The 16,715-nt window shown below is 66.0% G+C and carries 14 protein-coding genes; 5 read left to right on the forward strand and 9 right to left on the reverse strand.

The annotated features are described in order from the left end of the window. Positions 1-2: 2 nt before the first annotated feature. The 3 genes from FRZ44_RS23520 to FRZ44_RS23530 all read right to left on the reverse strand — a co-directional run bounded on the left by FRZ44_RS23520 (position 3) and on the right by FRZ44_RS23530 (position 3,640). Complete coding sequence (locus FRZ44_RS23520) at positions 3-953, reverse strand: ABC transporter permease (RefSeq protein ID WP_151179470.1); 951 nt, start codon at positions 951-953, stop codon at positions 3-5. 89 nt (positions 954-1,042) lie between these two features. Next, positions 1,043-2,569, reverse strand: a complete 1,527-nt coding sequence (locus FRZ44_RS23525) for an ABC transporter substrate-binding protein (RefSeq protein WP_151179471.1) — start codon at positions 2,567-2,569, stop codon at positions 1,043-1,045. 252 nt (positions 2,570-2,821) lie between these two features. Continuing rightward, positions 2,822-3,640, reverse strand: coding sequence for an SDR family NAD(P)-dependent oxidoreductase (locus FRZ44_RS23530; protein WP_151179472.1), 819 nt, complete (start codon positions 3,638-3,640; stop codon positions 2,822-2,824). A 120-nt stretch (positions 3,641-3,760) separates the two neighbouring features. On the opposite strand from FRZ44_RS23530, the gene FRZ44_RS23535 reads away from it, so the two are divergent. Then, the gene (locus FRZ44_RS23535) at positions 3,761-4,564 is read left to right on the forward strand and encodes an IclR family transcriptional regulator (protein WP_225308418.1); all 804 of its coding nucleotides are present in this window, start codon (positions 3,761-3,763) and stop codon (positions 4,562-4,564) included. Positions 4,565-4,674: 110 nt separating this feature from the next. Continuing rightward, positions 4,675-5,835 (forward strand): ABC transporter substrate-binding protein, encoded by a 1,161-nt coding sequence (locus FRZ44_RS23540; protein WP_191908268.1) that lies wholly within the window; start codon positions 4,675-4,677, stop codon positions 5,833-5,835. Between the two features lie 296 nt (positions 5,836-6,131). Here FRZ44_RS23540 and FRZ44_RS23545 read toward each other — a convergent pair whose 3' ends face one another. Beyond that, the gene (locus tag FRZ44_RS23545; RefSeq protein ID WP_151179474.1) at positions 6,132-6,938 is read right to left on the reverse strand and encodes an IclR family transcriptional regulator; all 807 of its coding nucleotides are present in this window, start codon (positions 6,936-6,938) and stop codon (positions 6,132-6,134) included. A gap of 112 nt (positions 6,939-7,050) precedes the next feature. Here FRZ44_RS23545 and FRZ44_RS23550 point away from each other — a divergent pair, with 112 nt between their 5' ends. Further along, positions 7,051-8,184 (forward strand): mandelate racemase/muconate lactonizing enzyme family protein, encoded by a 1,134-nt coding sequence (locus FRZ44_RS23550; protein WP_151179475.1) that lies wholly within the window; start codon positions 7,051-7,053, stop codon positions 8,182-8,184. 342 nt (positions 8,185-8,526) lie between these two features. On the opposite strand, the gene FRZ44_RS23555 is transcribed toward FRZ44_RS23550, so the two are convergent. From FRZ44_RS23555 to FRZ44_RS23565, 3 genes are read right to left on the reverse strand one after another with little or no spacing between them, the layout of a single operon-like run. Beyond that, the gene (locus FRZ44_RS23555; protein ID WP_151179476.1) at positions 8,527-9,375 is read right to left on the reverse strand and encodes a fumarylacetoacetate hydrolase family protein; all 849 of its coding nucleotides are present in this window, start codon (positions 9,373-9,375) and stop codon (positions 8,527-8,529) included. Positions 9,376-9,418: 43 nt separating this feature from the next. Continuing rightward, positions 9,419-10,585 (reverse strand): mandelate racemase/muconate lactonizing enzyme family protein, encoded by a 1,167-nt coding sequence (locus FRZ44_RS23560; protein WP_151179477.1) that lies wholly within the window; start codon positions 10,583-10,585, stop codon positions 9,419-9,421. A gap of 54 nt (positions 10,586-10,639) precedes the next feature. After that, positions 10,640-11,398 (reverse strand): SDR family NAD(P)-dependent oxidoreductase, encoded by a 759-nt coding sequence (locus FRZ44_RS23565; protein WP_151179478.1) that lies wholly within the window; start codon positions 11,396-11,398, stop codon positions 10,640-10,642. A 138-nt stretch (positions 11,399-11,536) separates the two neighbouring features. On the opposite strand from FRZ44_RS23565, the gene FRZ44_RS23570 reads away from it, so the two are divergent. Continuing rightward, entirely contained in the window at positions 11,537-12,286 is a 750-nt protein-coding gene (locus FRZ44_RS23570) for an SDR family oxidoreductase (RefSeq protein ID WP_225308419.1), read from the forward strand. A 3-nt stretch (positions 12,287-12,289) separates the two neighbouring features. On the opposite strand, the gene FRZ44_RS23575 is transcribed toward FRZ44_RS23570, so the two are convergent. Then, entirely contained in the window at positions 12,290-14,137 is a 1,848-nt protein-coding gene (locus FRZ44_RS23575; RefSeq protein ID WP_151179479.1) for a chloride channel protein, read from the reverse strand. Between the two features lie 438 nt (positions 14,138-14,575). Between FRZ44_RS23575 and FRZ44_RS23580 the strand changes: the two genes are divergently transcribed. Then, positions 14,576-16,345, forward strand: coding sequence for an ATP-binding protein (locus FRZ44_RS23580; RefSeq protein ID WP_191908269.1), 1,770 nt, complete (start codon positions 14,576-14,578; stop codon positions 16,343-16,345). A gap of 22 nt (positions 16,346-16,367) precedes the next feature. Here the strand turns inward: FRZ44_RS23580 and FRZ44_RS23585 are convergent, their stop codons facing one another. Beyond that, positions 16,368-16,568, reverse strand: coding sequence for a hypothetical protein (locus FRZ44_RS23585; RefSeq protein ID WP_151179481.1), 201 nt, complete (start codon positions 16,566-16,568; stop codon positions 16,368-16,370). Positions 16,569-16,715: the final 147 nt, after the last annotated feature.

A 16,715-nucleotide genomic window follows, 5' to 3' on the forward strand; every position in this document is an offset into this window, starting at 1 on the left:
AATCAGCGCCCCTTGAGCCGCGGATTGAGCAGGATGGCGCCAATATCGGCCAGCAGGTTGGCCGCGATATAGACGGTCGAGGCCAGCATCACCGTCGCCTCGATCACCGGCAGATCGCGCAGCTGCAGCGAATCCACCAGCAGGCTGCCGAAGCCCGGATAGCCGAACACCTTCTCGACCACCACCACGCCGCCGACGAGATAGCCCAGATTGATCGCGGTCACGTTCAGCGTCGGCACCAGCGCGTTGGGCAGCGCATGGCGGATCAGCACGCGCGCCGGCGGCAGGCCCTTGAGCTCGGCCATCCGCACATAGTCGGAATCGAGCACCTCGATGAGATTGTCGCGCAGCATCCGCACCGCATAGACCGCCATGACGATGGCGAGCGTCACGGCCGGCAGGGTCGTGGCCTCGAGATATTCATGCCAGCCCGAGCTCTGATCGACGATCGACATCGCCGGCAGGATCGGGATGGTGATCACGAAGACGATCATGAGGATCGTCGCCAGCAGAAAATCCGGCATCGACAGCAGCACCAGGGTCAAGGCCGAGAAGCCGTGATCGACCAGCCGGTCGCGCTTCACCGCCTGGATCAGGGCCGGGATCACCGTCAGCGGGATATAGAGGATGAAGGCGTAGATCGAGAGCAGGACGGTGTTGTAGATGCGGGGGCCCAGGATATCGATCACGCGCCGGCCGCTGACGAGGGACTGGCCCATATCGCCGGTCAGGACGCCGCCCAGCCAATGGAGATAGCGCCAGATCGCGGGCTGATCGAGGGCGAGCTTGGCGCGCAGGACCGCCAGCGCCTCGGGCGTGGCGTCGCGGCCGAGAATGCGCGAGGCGACGTCGCCCGGCAGGATCTCGAGCACGCCGAACACGATGAAGGACACGATCAGGAGGGTGACGACCGTCAGCAGGATGCGGCCGGTCACGAGGCGCAGCATGACCATCGGCGTCGCGTCCCCTCTCCCCGGGCTGTCGGTCGCGCGCGAAAAGAAAAAGCCCCGGGCGCAGCGAAGCGCCCGGGGCCGGCCTCAGCCTATTTGCAGCTGAGATTCTCGAAGTTCAGGTTGAAGTTCTGCGCCAGCGGCTGATAGCCATCGCAGCCCTTGCGCAGCGCCACCACCTGATGGACGAACATCGGCAGGATCAGGCCGCCCTCGGTCGCCAGCATCTTGCCGGCGTCCTGATAGAGCTTCAGGCGTGCGGCCGGATCGACCGTGGTGTTGGCCTTGAGCAGCAGCGCGTCATAGTCCGGACGGACCCAATGGGTTTCCGGCCATTTCGCGGTCTGCGTATAGGCGACGGCCAGACCTTCTCCAGGCGGACGCATCGACCAGGCCGAGGTCACGATCGACTTCTTGAGCCAGACATCGTCCCAGAAGCTTTCCGCCGGGGTCACGATGACGTTGATGTTGAAGCCCGCGGGCTTCGCCATCTCGGCATAGACCTGGGCCATGCGCACCATGCCGGGCACGCCTTCGGCCGTGTAGAGGTCGAAGCTGAGGCCGTCCGGATATCCCGCTTCGGCCAGGAGCTTCTTGGCGCCCGCGATATCCTGCTTCGGTGCTTCCTTCACGTAAGACGCCGGGTTCGGAATCGGAACCGGATTGTCGGCACCCGGCTCGCCATAGCCCAGGAGCACGGTGTCGATCATCGCCTGGCGATCGACCACCATCTTCATCGCCTCGCGCACCTTCACATTGTCGAAGGGCTTGGTGTCGATCCACATCGAGATCGTCATCGAGTTGGAGGCGCCGGTCTGGAGCAGCGTGACGCTGGGATCGTCCTTGAGGGCCGGGATCACCGACGGATCGACGTTGAGCACCAGATCGACCTGCCCGGCCTTGATCGCCGAGACGGCCGCGACGGGCTCCTGCGCCACGGTGATGCGCAGGCAATCCGCCTTGGGCAGCCCCGCCTGCCAGTAGTTCGGATTCTTCTTGAGGATGCGAACGGGCGCGTTCGGCGTGAACTGCTCCTGCATGAAGGGACCGGTGCCGTCCTCGTGCAGAATCAGGTCTTCATGCTTGGCGCCGTCCGGCACGATGTTGGTGAACTTGTTGGTGATCAGCACCGGCAGCTCGGCCACCGGCTTCGGCGTGGTGAAGCTGACGGTGTATTTGTCGACCGCCTTGATGCCGTTGGCGTCGAGGAAGGCGAGCACGGCTTGCGCGCCCGAGCCCAGCGCCGGATCCAGCAGCCGCTTGAAGCTGTAGACCACGTCGGCCGAGGTGAAGTCCTTGCCGCTGTGGAACTTGACGCCTTCGCGCAGCTTGAAGGTCCAGGTCAGGCCGTCCGCCGAGGACGACCATTCGGTCGCGAGCTCGGGCAGCACCTTGAAATTGTCGTCGACATCGACGAGGCGGTTATAGACCGCGAAGGTGTGATAGGCGTCGTCGCCGGAATGCATGTCCGCCGGATCCATGGACTGCTTCTCGCCGCTCCACTCATAGCCCAGCACCTTCACGCATTCGTCGCCCGCCGCGGCCCATGCGCCGCCCCCGGTCATGACGAATCCAGCACCGGCCATCGCGGCCGCCATCAGGCATTTGCGAAATGTCATCGCTGCACCCTCCTCCCCATCAGGCGTTTGCCCCGCCGCCGATCTTCCGCCGACAGCTAAGGTCGGGGTCGGCCGGTCTGGCGGCCTTGCCCGATTGTTTTATCGCTTTCCCGATTCCGAAATACCGGAATTAGGTGCGGTTATCTAGACAGCCACAGTAACGGGGTTGGTTTTCTCAAGTCAAGAAAGCGCGGTCGCAGAAGGCTCAGTGCGAAATGCCGGAATTGAATCTTGTCCCCGCGACGAGGCCGGTCAGAAGAGACTCGCGGTCATGCCGCCATCGACGGTCATGACGAGGCCGTTTACGAAGGACGACGCCGGCGAGGCCAGGAACACGACCGGACCCTTCAGCTCATGCGGATCGGCCCAGCGCTTCAGCGGCGTGCGATTGGCGATCATCCGATAGAAATCCGGCTTGGCCGTCAGCGTGTCGCTCATCGGCGTCTGGAAATAGCCGGGAGCCAGCGCGTTGCAGGTGATGCCCTGGCTGCCCAGATCGGACGCCATCGCGTGGGTCAGGCCCACCACGCCATGTTTCGAAACGACATAGGAGGGAATGCCGGGCCGCGAGACCAGGCCGAGCACCGAGCTGATATTGATGATCCGCCCATAGCCGCCCTTCGCCATCAGCGCCGCCGCCTCGCGGCCCACCACGAAGAGCGCGTTCAGGTTGACGTTCATGACCCGGTGCCACTCGCCGAGATCGTGATCGGCGATCCCCTGATAGACGGCGATGCCGGCATTGTTGACCAGGATGTCGAGCCGGCCGCGGCGCTCGCCCAGCTGGCGCAGCGCGGCGGCCACCGCCGCGGCGTCGGTCACGTCGAAGGGCAACCCCTCGACCGAATGGCCCAGCCCTGTCAGTTCGGCGCAGCGCGTCTCAAGTGCCGCCGGATTGATGTCGTTGAGGACCACATGGGCGCCGGCTTCGGCCAGCGCCTCCGCCATGGCCGCGCCCAGGCCTTGTGCCGCGCCGGTCACCAGCGCCACGCGGCCCGTGAGGACGAAACGCTCCAGCACCGGCTGGCCGGCGGGAACGGTCGATGACGGAGAGGCGGCGACGTCACTCATGGGCGATGCTCCGCGGATGAACGGCCTTTCGCCGACGCTAGGAGAGGCCGGTGCGGTGTGTCAATATTTGATATCAGTATCACTATTTGATACACGGTCGGCAGGCTCCAGGGCTTGAGGATGGCGATGGGCATCGAGAAGAAACCGAAGGCGCGAAGCGGCGCGCGGGAGATCGCGGCGAAAGCGAGCGACCGGGCGCCGCCGCGCGTGCAATCGGCCGCGCGCGCGATGGCGATCCTCGTCGCCGTCGCGGAGAGCCCCCATGGCTTGCGCGCCATGGAGATCGCCAAGACGCTCGGGCTCGGCCGGCAGACGACCTATCATCTGCTGCACACGCTGATCGGCTGCGGCATGCTCGCGCGCAGCCCGGAGGGTCTCCACGTCTTGGGGCTGCAGATGGCGACACTCGCCGACGCCTTCGTGCGCCAGCTGGCGGCACCGGAGCATCTGGCGCCCCTGGTCCGCCGCATCGCCCAGGAGACGGGCGAGACCGCCTATGCGGTCGCCTGGCGCGAGGGCGAGATCGTCAATCTGGTGGCAGCCCCCGGCAGCAACGCCATCCATGCGATGACCGTGCCGCAGGGCTATCACCGCCATGCCCATGCGCGCGCGACCGGCAAGCTCCTGCTCGCTCACGCGACGAAGGAGATCCGCGAGGGCTATCTGGCGACGCATCGCCTCGACCGGCGCACGGCCAACACGCTGACCAGCCGCAAGGCGCTCGAACGCGAATTCGAACGCATTCGGGAGGACGGCTATGCCAGGGACCGCGAAGAATTCGCGCTCGGCCTCTGCTGCCTCGCGGTGCCGGTCGGCAGCGGCCCCGCGACCTTCGCCATCGGCATCTCGGCGCCCTCGGCCGCGTTCGAGGCCAAGCTCGAAGGCTATCTGAAGATCATGCGCCGAGCGATCCGCGCCGGCTGAGAGCTCCCGGCAGGATTCCGAAATGTCGGAGCGCGCCGCGCGCGTTTGAACTTCGCGATTTCTCCGTGTTAGCGTCCCCGCCGCTTCAAGCGGTGCGAGGGAGGATCCGGGTGAACGGGCGACAATTGCGCGGCATGACCTGGGGACATCGGCGCGCGATCGATCCCCTGATCGCGACCCTGCTGGAATTCCAGCGCCGCTATCCCGACATCGCGGTCAACTGGGACGCGCGGCCCCTTCACGGCTTCGAGTTCACGCCGGTCGGGGAACTGGCGCAGAAGTACGACCTCATCATCCTCGATCATCCCTTCTGCGGCGACATCGCCCGGACCGGCGCCCTGCTCCCGCTCGACGAGCTCATCACGCCCGCGCTCGAGCGGGCCTTCGTGGGGCCGTCGCTCGCGACCTATCGCTATGACAACCGGATCTGGGCGCTCCCTGTCGATGCCGCCTGTCAGGTTGCCGTGGCGCGGCCGGACCTTTTGGCCAAATTCGATCGTCCGGCGCCCGCGAGCTGGTCCGAGATGCAGCAACTTGGCGAGGCCGCGCAGCGTAAGGGGCAGAAGCTCGCGATCGGCCTGCGCGGCGTCCACAGCCTCATGACCTTTTTCACGGCTTGCGCCAATCTTGGCCGTCCTTGCGCGACCGATCCGCACCAGAAGCTGATCGACCGCGACACCGCGAGAGAAGCGATCGACGCGATCAAGGCCCTCCTCGCTTTTTGTCCTCGGGAAGCGCTCGACTGGAACAGCATCGAGCTCCATGACGCGATGGTGGCGCGCGACGACCTGGTCTTCTGCCCCGCCGTCTATTGCTACGCGACCTATGCCGAGGCCGACATCGCGCGGCCCTTGCGCTTCTCGAACCTGCCGGGCCTGGTCGATTCGAACCCGCGCGGCTCGACCATCGGCGGCACCGGCCTCGGCATCTCGGCCCAGGTGAAGGATCGCGACGCGGCCTTCGCCTATGCGCGCTATCTGATGGAATCGGCCGCCCAGAAGGCCTTCGCCGCCCATCACGGCCAACCCGCGCGCATCGACAGCTGGGAGGATCCCGCCATCGGGGCGCGCTTCGGCGGCTGCTATGCCGACACTCGGGCGACGATGGAAGCCTGCTGGATCCGGCCGCGCTACTCGGGCTATCTCGCCTTCCAGGCCGCGGCGGGCACGCTGATCGAACAGCATCTGCGCGGCGAGGTCGCGTTCGATGCGCTGTTCGACCGGCTGAGCGCCCTGCACCGCACGAGCGCGGGGACGCGCCCGACAGCTTAAGCTTGGTTCCCCTCCCCCAGCTTTTGCAGGAGTGTCCGGGGAAAGTTTTCATGAATCGTATCAAAGTGTTGGCGCATATGGATTAGACGTGATCCGTGGGCGTGCGAGACTTAGAACAATAAAAATGAGTCGTTTGAATCCCTTGAGTCCGTTCCCCGGACAGTCCTGCAGCTTTTGGGGGAGGGCAGGGAGGGGGATGACTGGGTCCATGATCTCGTCGGGGTGCGAAGGGGCCGATACCGAGCAGCCCCCTCCCCAACCCTCCCCCAAAAGTAGGGGGAGGGGATCGTTGGAGGCTACGGCGCCCCCAGCCGGTGCGAAAGCCCGTCGGCGGCGGCGCGGACGGCCTCGATCAGCTTGTCGCGGCTGGCCTTGCCGAGGCGTTGCTCCGGGGCCACCACGCTGATGGCGGCGATGCAGCGCCCGGTGGCGTCGATCACCGGTGCGGCGACGCAGCCTGCATGATCGTTGGCCTCGTTGATCTCGACCGCATAGCCCTGCTTGCGGAACTTGCGGATCTGCTGGATCAGCTTGTCGACCTCCATCACCGCCTTGCCCGAGGGCGACTGGACGATGGTGCGCTTCAGCATCTCCTGCAGCGTGGCGTCGTCGAGATCGGAGACCAGGAGGCGCGCGGCCGCCGCCCAGTTGATCGGCACGCGCGAGCCGACGCGGCTGATGATGCGGATCGGATGGCTCCCCTCCTCCTTGATCAGCACCAGCATCATCTCGTTCTCGAGCACCGAGAACTGCACGGTCTCGCCGGTCGCGTCGCGCAGCGCCTCGACCACCTGGCTGCCTTCCTTGAGCAGGTCGATCTGGCTGCGATACATCATGCCGAGCTCGAACAGCTTGCGGCCGAGGAAGAGACGCCCCTCCTTGCCCATGCGCTCGAGATAGCCGGCTTCGGTCAGTGTCCGAGCCAATTCATAGGCGGTCGATTTCGGGATCTTCAGCGCCGACACGATCTCGACCACGGCCAAGGCTTCGCCCCGCGCCAGCATCAGCTCGAAGATCTCCAGCGCGCGCCGCACGCTGCGCGAGCCGGAGGCGCCGTCCTCCTCGCCCTCGATCGCCGTCCTTGCCCTGACCCTGGTCGCCATCGCCGTCACCTCGACTGCCTGAATTCCGGCATTCTGCACTATCGTTCGGTATTCTGCACCCTTAAGCTGCCATGCCGAACCGCCGCAGCACGGGGCCGCCAGGGAGAGACCGATGAAAGTTACCGATATCGAGGTGATCGAGCTGCGCACGCCGGGCTGGACCGGCACGACCTTCGACGGGTCCTACGACAATTGCGTGGTGCTGGTCCATACCGACCAGGGCATCTCGGGCCTGGCCGAGGTCGATTCCGTCCCGTCGGTGATCCGCGCCATCGTCGAGGCGCCGCGCTCCCACACCCATGCAATGGGCTTGAAGTCGATCCTGGTCGGCAAGGACCCGAGCGATGTCGAAGCGCTGTGGGACGAGATGTATGACGCCACCAGCTATTACGGCCGGCGCGGCGCCGTGATCCATGCCATCAGCGCGGTCGATATCGCGCTCTGGGATCTGCGCGGCAAGGTCAAGAGCAAGCCGCTCTCGGAGATCCTGGGCGCCAGGAAGCAGCGCGACCGGATCCTGGCTTACGGCACGGTCTATCCGCTGGGCGAGACGCCCGACGAGGTGCGCCGCACGATCGACCGCGGCCTCAAGCTGGGCCTGCGCTGCATCAAGATCGTGGCCGATCCCTTCTGGCGCGAGGACCTCGCCAAGACGACATCGCTGATCCGCGCCGCGCGCGAGCATGTCGGCCCCGGCGTCAGGCTGATGGTCGATGCCGCCACCGCCTGGAGCAAGGCCGAGGAAGGCCTGCCGCTGATGCCGATCTTCCGCGAATACGACTTCTACTGGGTCGAGGCGCCGCTGCCGCTCGACGACATGGAGGGCCATGCCAGGTTCCAGGGTTTTGGCGTGCCGATCGGCGGCGGCGACCTGGGCCTCACCACCCATTACGAATATGAGCAGATGTTCGATGTCGGCAAGATCGACATCGCCCAACCCGACGTCACCATGGTGGGCGGCCTGACCGAGCTGCTGCGCTTGAGCGCCATCGCGAAGAAGCGCGGCAAGCGCGTCGTCACCCATGGCTACAAATCCAACATCACCATCGCCGCCAACCTCGCCTTCCTGGCGCAGCACTGGGCCGACGAGGTGCTGGAATATTCCACCAGCGAGTCCGCGCTGCGCTGGGAACTGACGAAGGAACGCTTCCCGATCGACAAGGACGGCAAGGTCGCGGTGCCGACAGGCCCCGGGCTGGGCGTGAGCCTCGATCCGAAGGTGGTGGAGCGGTTTCGCGTGCGGTGACGAAATTCTTCTAGCCCCCTCCCCTTGCGGGAGGGGGTAGGGGGAGGGGTTCTCTCAAGACGAGACTCGGAGTGCTGCGATGAGTTGCGATGGACGCTTCGCCTTCTCTTGAAGCGCCCCCTCCCCCTACCCCCTCCCACAAGCAGGAGTGTCCGGGGAAAGTTTTCATGAATCGTATCAAAGTGTTGGCGCATATGGATTAGACGTGATCCGTGGGCGTGCGAGACTTAGAACAATAAAAATGAGTCGTTTGAATCCCTTGAGTCCGTTCCCCGGACAGTCCTGCTCCCACAAGGGGAGGGGGCGAGAGAAATCATCATCTCGCCGCTACATCAGACGTCGTCACCGCTTCCACGCCACGCATGTCTGCCGCTGCTCGCCCAATCCGGCGATGCCGAGCGTCATCACGTCGCCGGGCTTGAGATAGCGCGGCGGCTTCATCCCCATGCCGACGCCGGGCGGGGTGCCGGTGGTGATGACGTCGCCGGTCTGCAGCGACATGAACTGGCTGACATAGCTGACGATATGGGCGACGCCGAACACCATGGTGCGGGTGTTGCCGCGCTGCGCCTTGTCGCCGTTCACATCGAGCCACATGTCGAGCGCCTGCGGGTCCTTGATCTCGTCGCTCGTCACCAGCCAGGGCCCGAGCGGACAGAAGCTGTCGCAGCCCTTGCCCTTGTCCCAGGTGCCGCCGCGCTCGATCTGATAGGCGCGCTCGGAGACGTCGTTGCAGATGAGATAGCCCGCGACATGCGACAGCGCCTCGGCCTCGCTCACATAGGAGGCGGGCTTGCCGATCACGACCGCGAGCTCGACCTCCCAGTCGGATTTCTCCGACCCCTTCGGGATCGTGACCGGATCGTTCGGGCCCGTGAGCGACGAGGTCGCCTTGAAGAAGATGATCGGTTCCTTCGGCACCGGCAGATTCGATTCCGCCGCATGGTCCGAATAATTGAGCCCGATGGCGACGATCTTGCCGATGCCGGTCACGGGCACGCCGAGCCGGGGGCTTCCCGAAACCAGCAGCAGCTTCGCCGGATCGAGGGCCTTCAGCTTCGCCAGCCCCTCGGGACGCAGGACATTGCCGCCCAGATCGTCGATCGCGGCGCCGAGGTCGCGGAGCTTGCCGCCCGCATCCAGGAGACCGGGCTTCTCGCGTCCTGTTTCGCCATACCGAACCAGCTTCATCGTTTGATACCTTCTGTGGGGCGGATGCTCTGAACGCTCGAAATCAGCGCCGGTCGACGCGCCAGCGCGCGACCAGATCCTCATTGAGCTCGATACCGAGCCCGGGGGAAGTTGGCAATTCCATAAAGCCGTCCACGACCTTGGGCTCCGGCGAGACCAGCTCGCGGCGCAGCACGCTGTCGAAGACCTGGGGCGATATATATTCGAAGACGGGGGCGGCGGGACAGGCCGCCTGGAAATGACGCCCGACGGCCGAAGTGATGCCGGTCTTCCAGCCATGCGGCACCACCTGGGCGCCGTGAAGCTCGGCCAGCTCGGCGATGCGCTTGATCTCGGTCAGGCCGCCGCCGCGCGCGATGTTGGGCTGAACCACCGCGACCTTGCCGCGTTCCAGCCATTCCAGGATTTCCCAGCGCGTGGCCGCGGCCTCCGCGCCGCCGATGCGGATGGGGCTGTTGGCCGCGAGCTTGGCATGGCCCGCCAGATCGTCATGCTGCAAGGTCGCCTCGGCGAAGAAGATGTCGCAATCGCCCAGCCGGTCGAGCACCCATTTGGCGTCATACCAGTTCTGCCAGCGATAGCCGAAATCGACCGCCATCAGGATATCGGGCCCCAGCATGGCGCGGCCCTCATGGATGAGATCGACCAACTCACGGTCGCTCACCAGGTCGTAGAACAGCACCTCCATCTTCACGGCGCGGAAGCCGATATCGAGCGCGGTACGGAACTGGCGCTGGATCTCGGCCATCAGATCGCGGATCGAGCGACCATGGGCGAGGCCCGGATAGATCGTGCAGTAGGGCGTCAGCTTCTCGCGCCGCGCGCCACCCATCAGCTTGTAGGCCGGCACGCCCAGCTGCTTGCCGACCAGGTCATAGAGCGCGATGTCGATGGCGGAGATCGCGTGGATGCCGAGGCCGCGGCGTCCGGGCCAGAAGGTGCCTTCATACATCTTCTGCCAGAGGCCCTGGATCCCGAGCGGGTCCTCGCCGATCAGGAGATCGATCGGGTTGCGGCTCCAATTATGGGCCGATGGCATCTCCAGGAAGGCCTTCACCACCTCGGGCGGGGCGTCGGTCTCGCCGATGCCGAAGACGCCGTTCTCGTCGGTCACCCGCACGATCACCGTATCGACGGTGCCGTCGAGATCGTCGACGGCCTGGCCGGGGGCCCGGACCGGGATCACCTCGAGCTTGGCGATCTTCGCCATGGCGCATTTCCCCTGAAGGCGTCGAAAAGCGGACTCCCGCCCGGAAGCGGGCGTTCAATAGGTGGCGCGGCCGCCGGTCAGATCGAAGGTGAAGCCGGTGGTGAAACTGCAGGCGGGCGACAGGATGAAGGCGATCATCGCCGCACACTCTTCGAGCTCGCCGCAGCGGCGCATCGGGATCTTGTCGGTCATGTATTTGACCGTGGCATCGGGCAGGGCTGCCACCAGCGGCGTGCGGATCACGGCCGGCGCCAGCGCGTTCACGGTGACGCCGGTCTCGGCATAATCCTTGCCCATCGATTTCACCATGCCGATGAGGCCGGCCTTGGTCGCCGAATAGGCCGTCATGCCGGCATTGCCCTCCTTGCCGGCGATCGAGGCGACATGCAGCAACCGTCCGTAATTGTGAGGCAGCATATGGCGCAGAATCGCCTGGCTGACGATGAGGGCGCCGCGCAGATTGATCGCATGGACGCGATCGAAATCGGCGAGCTCGACCTCATGGGCCTTGATGTTGGTCTTGCCGGTAATGCCGGCGCAATTGACCAGCGCATGGATCTGGCCGAAGGCTTTCGCGGTCCCGGCGATGGCGTTCTCGACCGAGGCGGCATCGGTCACGTCGGTTCTGGCCGAAAAGCTTTCGCCGCCCTTTGCCGGCAGCGCCTTCGCCACCGTCGCCGCACCCGCTTCATTGGCGTCGAGACAGGCGACGCGCGCGCCCTCCGCGGCCAGGAACCGCGCGGCGGCCTCGCCGATGCCGCTTGCCGCCCCGATCACGGCCACGTTGTAAGGGCGGTTGGGGAAATAACTCATCGGCGCTTCCTCGTGATTTCCGGTATTCTGGACAAGATTATGGAATTGCGGACCCAAACTTTATACGACTAGGATGCCGGCCGCAAACGACGCGGGCGTCGGCCGGGCGCCTTTCTTCCATCTTGCGGATCATCATTCATGAGCAGCATACCGGGCCGCCTCGCCGGCAAGACCGCCTTCATCACCGCCGCCGCGCAAGGCATCGGCCGCGCGACCGCGGAAGCCTTCGCCGCGGAAGGCGCCCGGGTCTGGGCCACCGACATCGCGACCGACAAGCTCACGGGCTTCCATCACAAGGATGCGATCCACACCCGCAGGCTCGACGTCACCGACGATGCCGCCGTGGCGGCGATCGCGAAGGAGGTCGGCGATATCGACATCCTCTTCAACTGCGCGGGCTGGGTTCCGGCGGGCTCGATTCTCGATACCAGAAAGGCCGATTGGATGCGGGCCTTCGACATCAATGTCCACAGCATGTACCGCACGATCCAGGCTTTCCTGCCCGGCATGCTGGCGCAGGGGCACGGCGTCATCATCAACACCGCCTCGGTGGTCTCGTCGCTGAAGGGCGTGCCCAACCGCGCCGCCTATGGCGCCTCCAAGGCCGCGGTCATCGGCCTGACCAAGTCCGTCGCCGCCGAATATGTGACCAAGGGCATCCGCTGCAACGCGCTCTGCCCGGGCACGGTCGAGACGCCCTCGCTGCAGGACCGGCTGCAGGCCTATGCCGATCCGGCCGCGGCGCGGCGCGACTTCGTCGCCCGCCAGCCGATGGGCCGTCTCGGCACGCCCGAAGAGATCGCAGCGCTCTGCGTCTATCTGGCCTCCGACGAATCGGCCTTCATGACCGGGACGACGCAGATCATCGATGGCGGGATGACGGTCTGAACGTCAGCCTTCGCCCGGCGGCCCAAACAGTTCGCTGTCGCCGAGCTCCTCGCTGCGGCGGCGCTCCAGCTCCTGGTTGTAGCGCTTGAGCACATAGGCCTCGGTGACGAAGCCCACCACCCGGCGCGTGGTCATGTCGCTCACCACTGCCAGGGTCTCAAGCTCCTGCTGCTCGAACTGCTTCAGGATCGAGCGGATCGGCGTCGCCGGCAGGATCGGCTCCTGGGGCGTCGGCAACAGGTCGCCGACCCGTTTGGCCACGCCCTCCGTCGGGGGCGGCGCCAGATGAAGCGCCGCGGTGTCGACGACACCCCGAAACGCGCCGGTCTCCTCGAGCACGAAGAGCCGCTTCACGGCGCCGACGGGGAAACTCTGGCGCGCGGTCTCGAGGGTTTCGTTGACCGAGATGAAGGCCGGGTCGCGGCGCATCAATTGGCGCGCCGTGATGTCGGCCAGCCAGCCGATGTCGAAGGCGCCGGAGAGCCGCAATCCCCGCTGATGGAAGCGCCAGGTCGAGAAGGAATAACCGAACCATTGGCGCGAGGCGAAGGAGGCCAGGACGACCGAGACGATCACGCCGATGGTGATGTCGTAACTGCCGGTGGTTTCGAGCACGAGCAGGATCATCGTCACCGGCGCGCCGATGATGGCGGCCCCGACCGCGCCCATGCCGGCGAGGGTGAAGGTGATCTCGTAGTTGGCGACGCTGGGCGACAGCAGGGCCGCCCCCTTTCCGATCAGCGCCCCCAGGAGGCAGCCCAGGAACAGCGAGGAGCTGAACATGCCGCCGCGCATGCCGGTGCCGACGGATATGGCAGAGGCGACGATCTTGGCCAGCAGGATCCCGAGAAGCGTGGCGGTGGTGAAGATGCCGTCCACGGTGAGCTGGATCGCGCCATGGCCGGCGCCGAGCACCTGCGGATAGATGAGGGCCATCGCCGCCAGCCCCAGCCCCGCCAGGAGGGGTCGCAGGCCGCGCGGAAATTTGAAGTCTTGCAGGATGCGCTCGATGCCGGTGACGGAACGCATGGCGGCGATGCCGACGCCGGCGCCGGCAAACCCGATGACGACGAAATAGACGAAGTCGATATTGGTCGGCGGCAGCTGCATCGGCACGAGGAAGATCGAGTAATTGCCGAAGACCGCCCTTCCCACCAGGGCCGCCGAGACGCTGGCGAGGCCCACCGGCGCCAGGGCAGCCAACGAATAACTGCCGATCACCAGCTCGAAGGCATAGAAGGCACCCGCGAGCGGCGCGTTGAAGGCCGCGGCGATGGCCGCAGCGGTACCGCAGCCGACCAGGATGCGCAGATCGCCCCGCCGCATCCGAAACAGCTGGCCGAGCTGGGACGCGAAACCGCCGCCGCTCTGCGTGTAGGCCGCTTCCATGCCGACGGACGCGCCGACGCCGGTCGCGAACAGGGTCATCGCCGTCAGCGACAGGCTGTCCCGCAGCGACATGCGGCCGCCATAGAGGGCGTTGGCCTCGATCGGATCGACCACGTCGCGGCCGCGCCAGCGCCGCTCCGCGGCGGCCACCAGACCATAGGCAAAGCAGCCCATCACGGTCACGGCGATGAGCCGGATGGGCCCGTCGGCGTCGCCGGCGCTCAGATGCCCGGTGAGCGGCGTGTCGAAGAGGAGAAAATGAATGAGGCTGAGAAGCCGCTGCAGCAGACAGGTCGCGGCGCCGACCGCGATGCCGATGACAACCGCGAGGGTCACGGGCGCGGCGGCGCTGTCGCGCACCCGCCGCGCCAGCCCGCGCAGCAAGGCGATCTTGACGCGAGTCGGGAGCCGGGATTTGAAGAGCCAGCGGAAGCGCTGGCTGCGCGCGAAGATCGGCCCCATCAGAATCGAATCCGCAAGACGCTCGCGGGCTCGATCGGAGGGTCGCCGCCGCAAGTCTGGTCACAATGACGCGCCGGGCCCCGGCCCGCTATCGCGGACGCGTCCCCGGCTTTCGCCTCGACGCCATCCGCTGGTCCGATCCCATTACCGTTTGGACATGTTTGCCATAATCCGCCAACGAAAACGACGGTTCGATGGCCGGGTCGCCTCAGAATAATTGATTGCTCAACCAATCTCTGACGAGCCTCCCCTGCGACCACACCTCGCTGCCACAGAAAATTATCCCCCCGGTTAGATTGCAAATCGGACAGCAGCCGTGTCAGTTTTATCCGAGGAAACACAGGGCGTTGGAATCACGGGCTCGATGCCGGCGGTGAGCGGGCCCCCGGTGGGATTGCGGAGGGCGTGATGGCCGGCGCGGGTTTGCAGGGATCCGGCGTGGACTACCAAGCCCTGTTCCAGGCCCTGCCCGGCCTGTACCTGATCCTCCAACCCGACCTGACGATCGTCGCCGTGACCGACGCCTATCTCTCGGCGACCATGACGCGCCGGGAAGAGATCCTCGGCCGCAACATCTTCCACGTCTTTCCCGACAATCCCGATACCCCCGACGCCACGGGCGTGAGCAATCTCCGGGCCTCGCTGCTGCGCGCGCTCCACGACAAGGTGCCCGATGCGATGGCGGTCCAGAAGTACGATGTGCGCCGCCCGGCCCAGGAAGGCGGCGCCTTCGAGGAGCGCTATTGGAGTCCGGTCAATTCGCCGGTGCTCGATTCCAACGGCAATGTCACGCTGCTGATCCATCGGGTCGAGGACGTAACCGACTATATGCGCAGCAAGTCGCTCGAGCGCGAGAAGGCATTGCAGGCACAGGCGCTGCTCGAAAAGACCGAGCGCATGGAATCGGAGATCTTCCGCCGCGCCCAGGCGCTGCAGGACGCCAACAAGGCGCTGCGCGAAAGCGAGGCCCGGCTGCAGCAGCTCAACGACACGCTGGAGGAGCGGGTCGCCGAGCGCACCCGCCAGCTCGAGGACGAGATCGAGGAGCGGGAGCGGACCGAAACCGCCCTGCGGGACGCGCAGAAGCTCGAGGCCGTCGGGCGGCTGGCCGGCGGTGTCGCCCATGATTTCAACAATCTCCTGACCATCGTGCTGGGCAGCGTCGATCTGGTCCGCGACCATGTGCCGCCGCCCGGTGTCCGCCTGGTCGAGGCGATCGAGCATGCGGCAATCCAGGGCACGCGGCTGACGCGCCAGCTCCTCACCTTCACCCGTCGCCAGGCCCTGCGTCCCGAGATCATCGATCTTGCCAGCCGGTCGGAGGGCATGACCGAATTTCTCGCGCGCTCGCTCGGCGGCAATATCCGGATCGTCGTGACCTTCCCCAAGGATCTCTGGCTGGTCGAATGCGACCTGGGCGAGCTCGAGCTGGCGCTGATCAATCTCTGCGTCAATGCGCGCGACGCGATGCCGAGCGGCGGCCTGGTGCGGATCGACGGGCGCAACGTGACGCTGCGCGGCGGGGAGTATCCGGGAGCCGCCTTCAGCGGCGATTTCGTGGCGCTCAGCGTGGCCGACAACGGAACCGGCATCGAGCCCGACGTGCTGGCCCATGTGTTCGAGCCCTTCTTCACCACCAAGGTCGTCGGCAAGGGCAGCGGTCTGGGCCTGAGCCAGGTGCATGGTTTCGCGCAGCAGGCGGGCGGGCTCGCGACGATCGAGAGCGAGGTCGACCGGGGCACGACCGTGACCCTGCTGCTGCCGCGCAGCTATGCGGCGAGCGCGCCCAAGACCGGCGAAGACCGCCAGAGCCTCTCCCGCGGCATCGGCCTCGTGCTGCTGGTGGAGGACAATGACGGCGTCGCCGAGACCGCGATGCGCATGCTCGATCTCATCGGCTATCGCTCGCACTGGGTGCAGGATGCGGGAACGGCCCTGGCCCTCCTGCTCGGCGGCCAGCGCTTCGATCTGGTGTTCTCGGACATCGTCATGCCCGGCAGCATGACCGGCCTCGATCTGGCGCGCCGCATCCGCCGCTATTTCCCGGCGCAGCCGGTGCTGCTCGCGACCGGCTATAGCGACGCCGCGGCGGAAGTGTCGGCGGAGGGATTCTCGATCCTGGCGAAGCCCTATCGGGCGAATGCGCTCGCCGACGCGATCCGGACCAGCCTCAACATCGCCAACCGCACCCGGCGCAACAGCGCCTGACGGAGCGGCGGCGCCAAGGCGTTCAGCTCTTCATCTCTTCCGAGAATTCGGCTTCGAGTTCCGCTTCCAGATCCAGCAGATCCTTCGGGATGGGCTGACCGGTGCTGCGCCATTCGTTCAGCTTCTCATGGAGTTGCAGATAGAGCTCGTGCTTGTCCTCGGGCTGATTCTCCATCTGCTCGAGCAGCGTCTCGATCTGCGACTTGATGGCTTCGAAGGCCATAAGGCGTCCTCCACATTTCCGTTCCGGGGCTGTCGCCCGCGTCGGAGGGGAGTCTAGCCCCTATCGCCGCCCGTCGCCAGTGAGGCGCTCGGCCGCGGGAACTCGCGCAAATGGTCGTCCCCGCTCCCACAGTCATCCCCGCGAAAG

Source organism: Hypericibacter terrae (assembly GCF_008728855.1).
Lineage (GTDB): Bacteria > Pseudomonadota > Alphaproteobacteria > Dongiales > Dongiaceae > Hypericibacter > Hypericibacter terrae.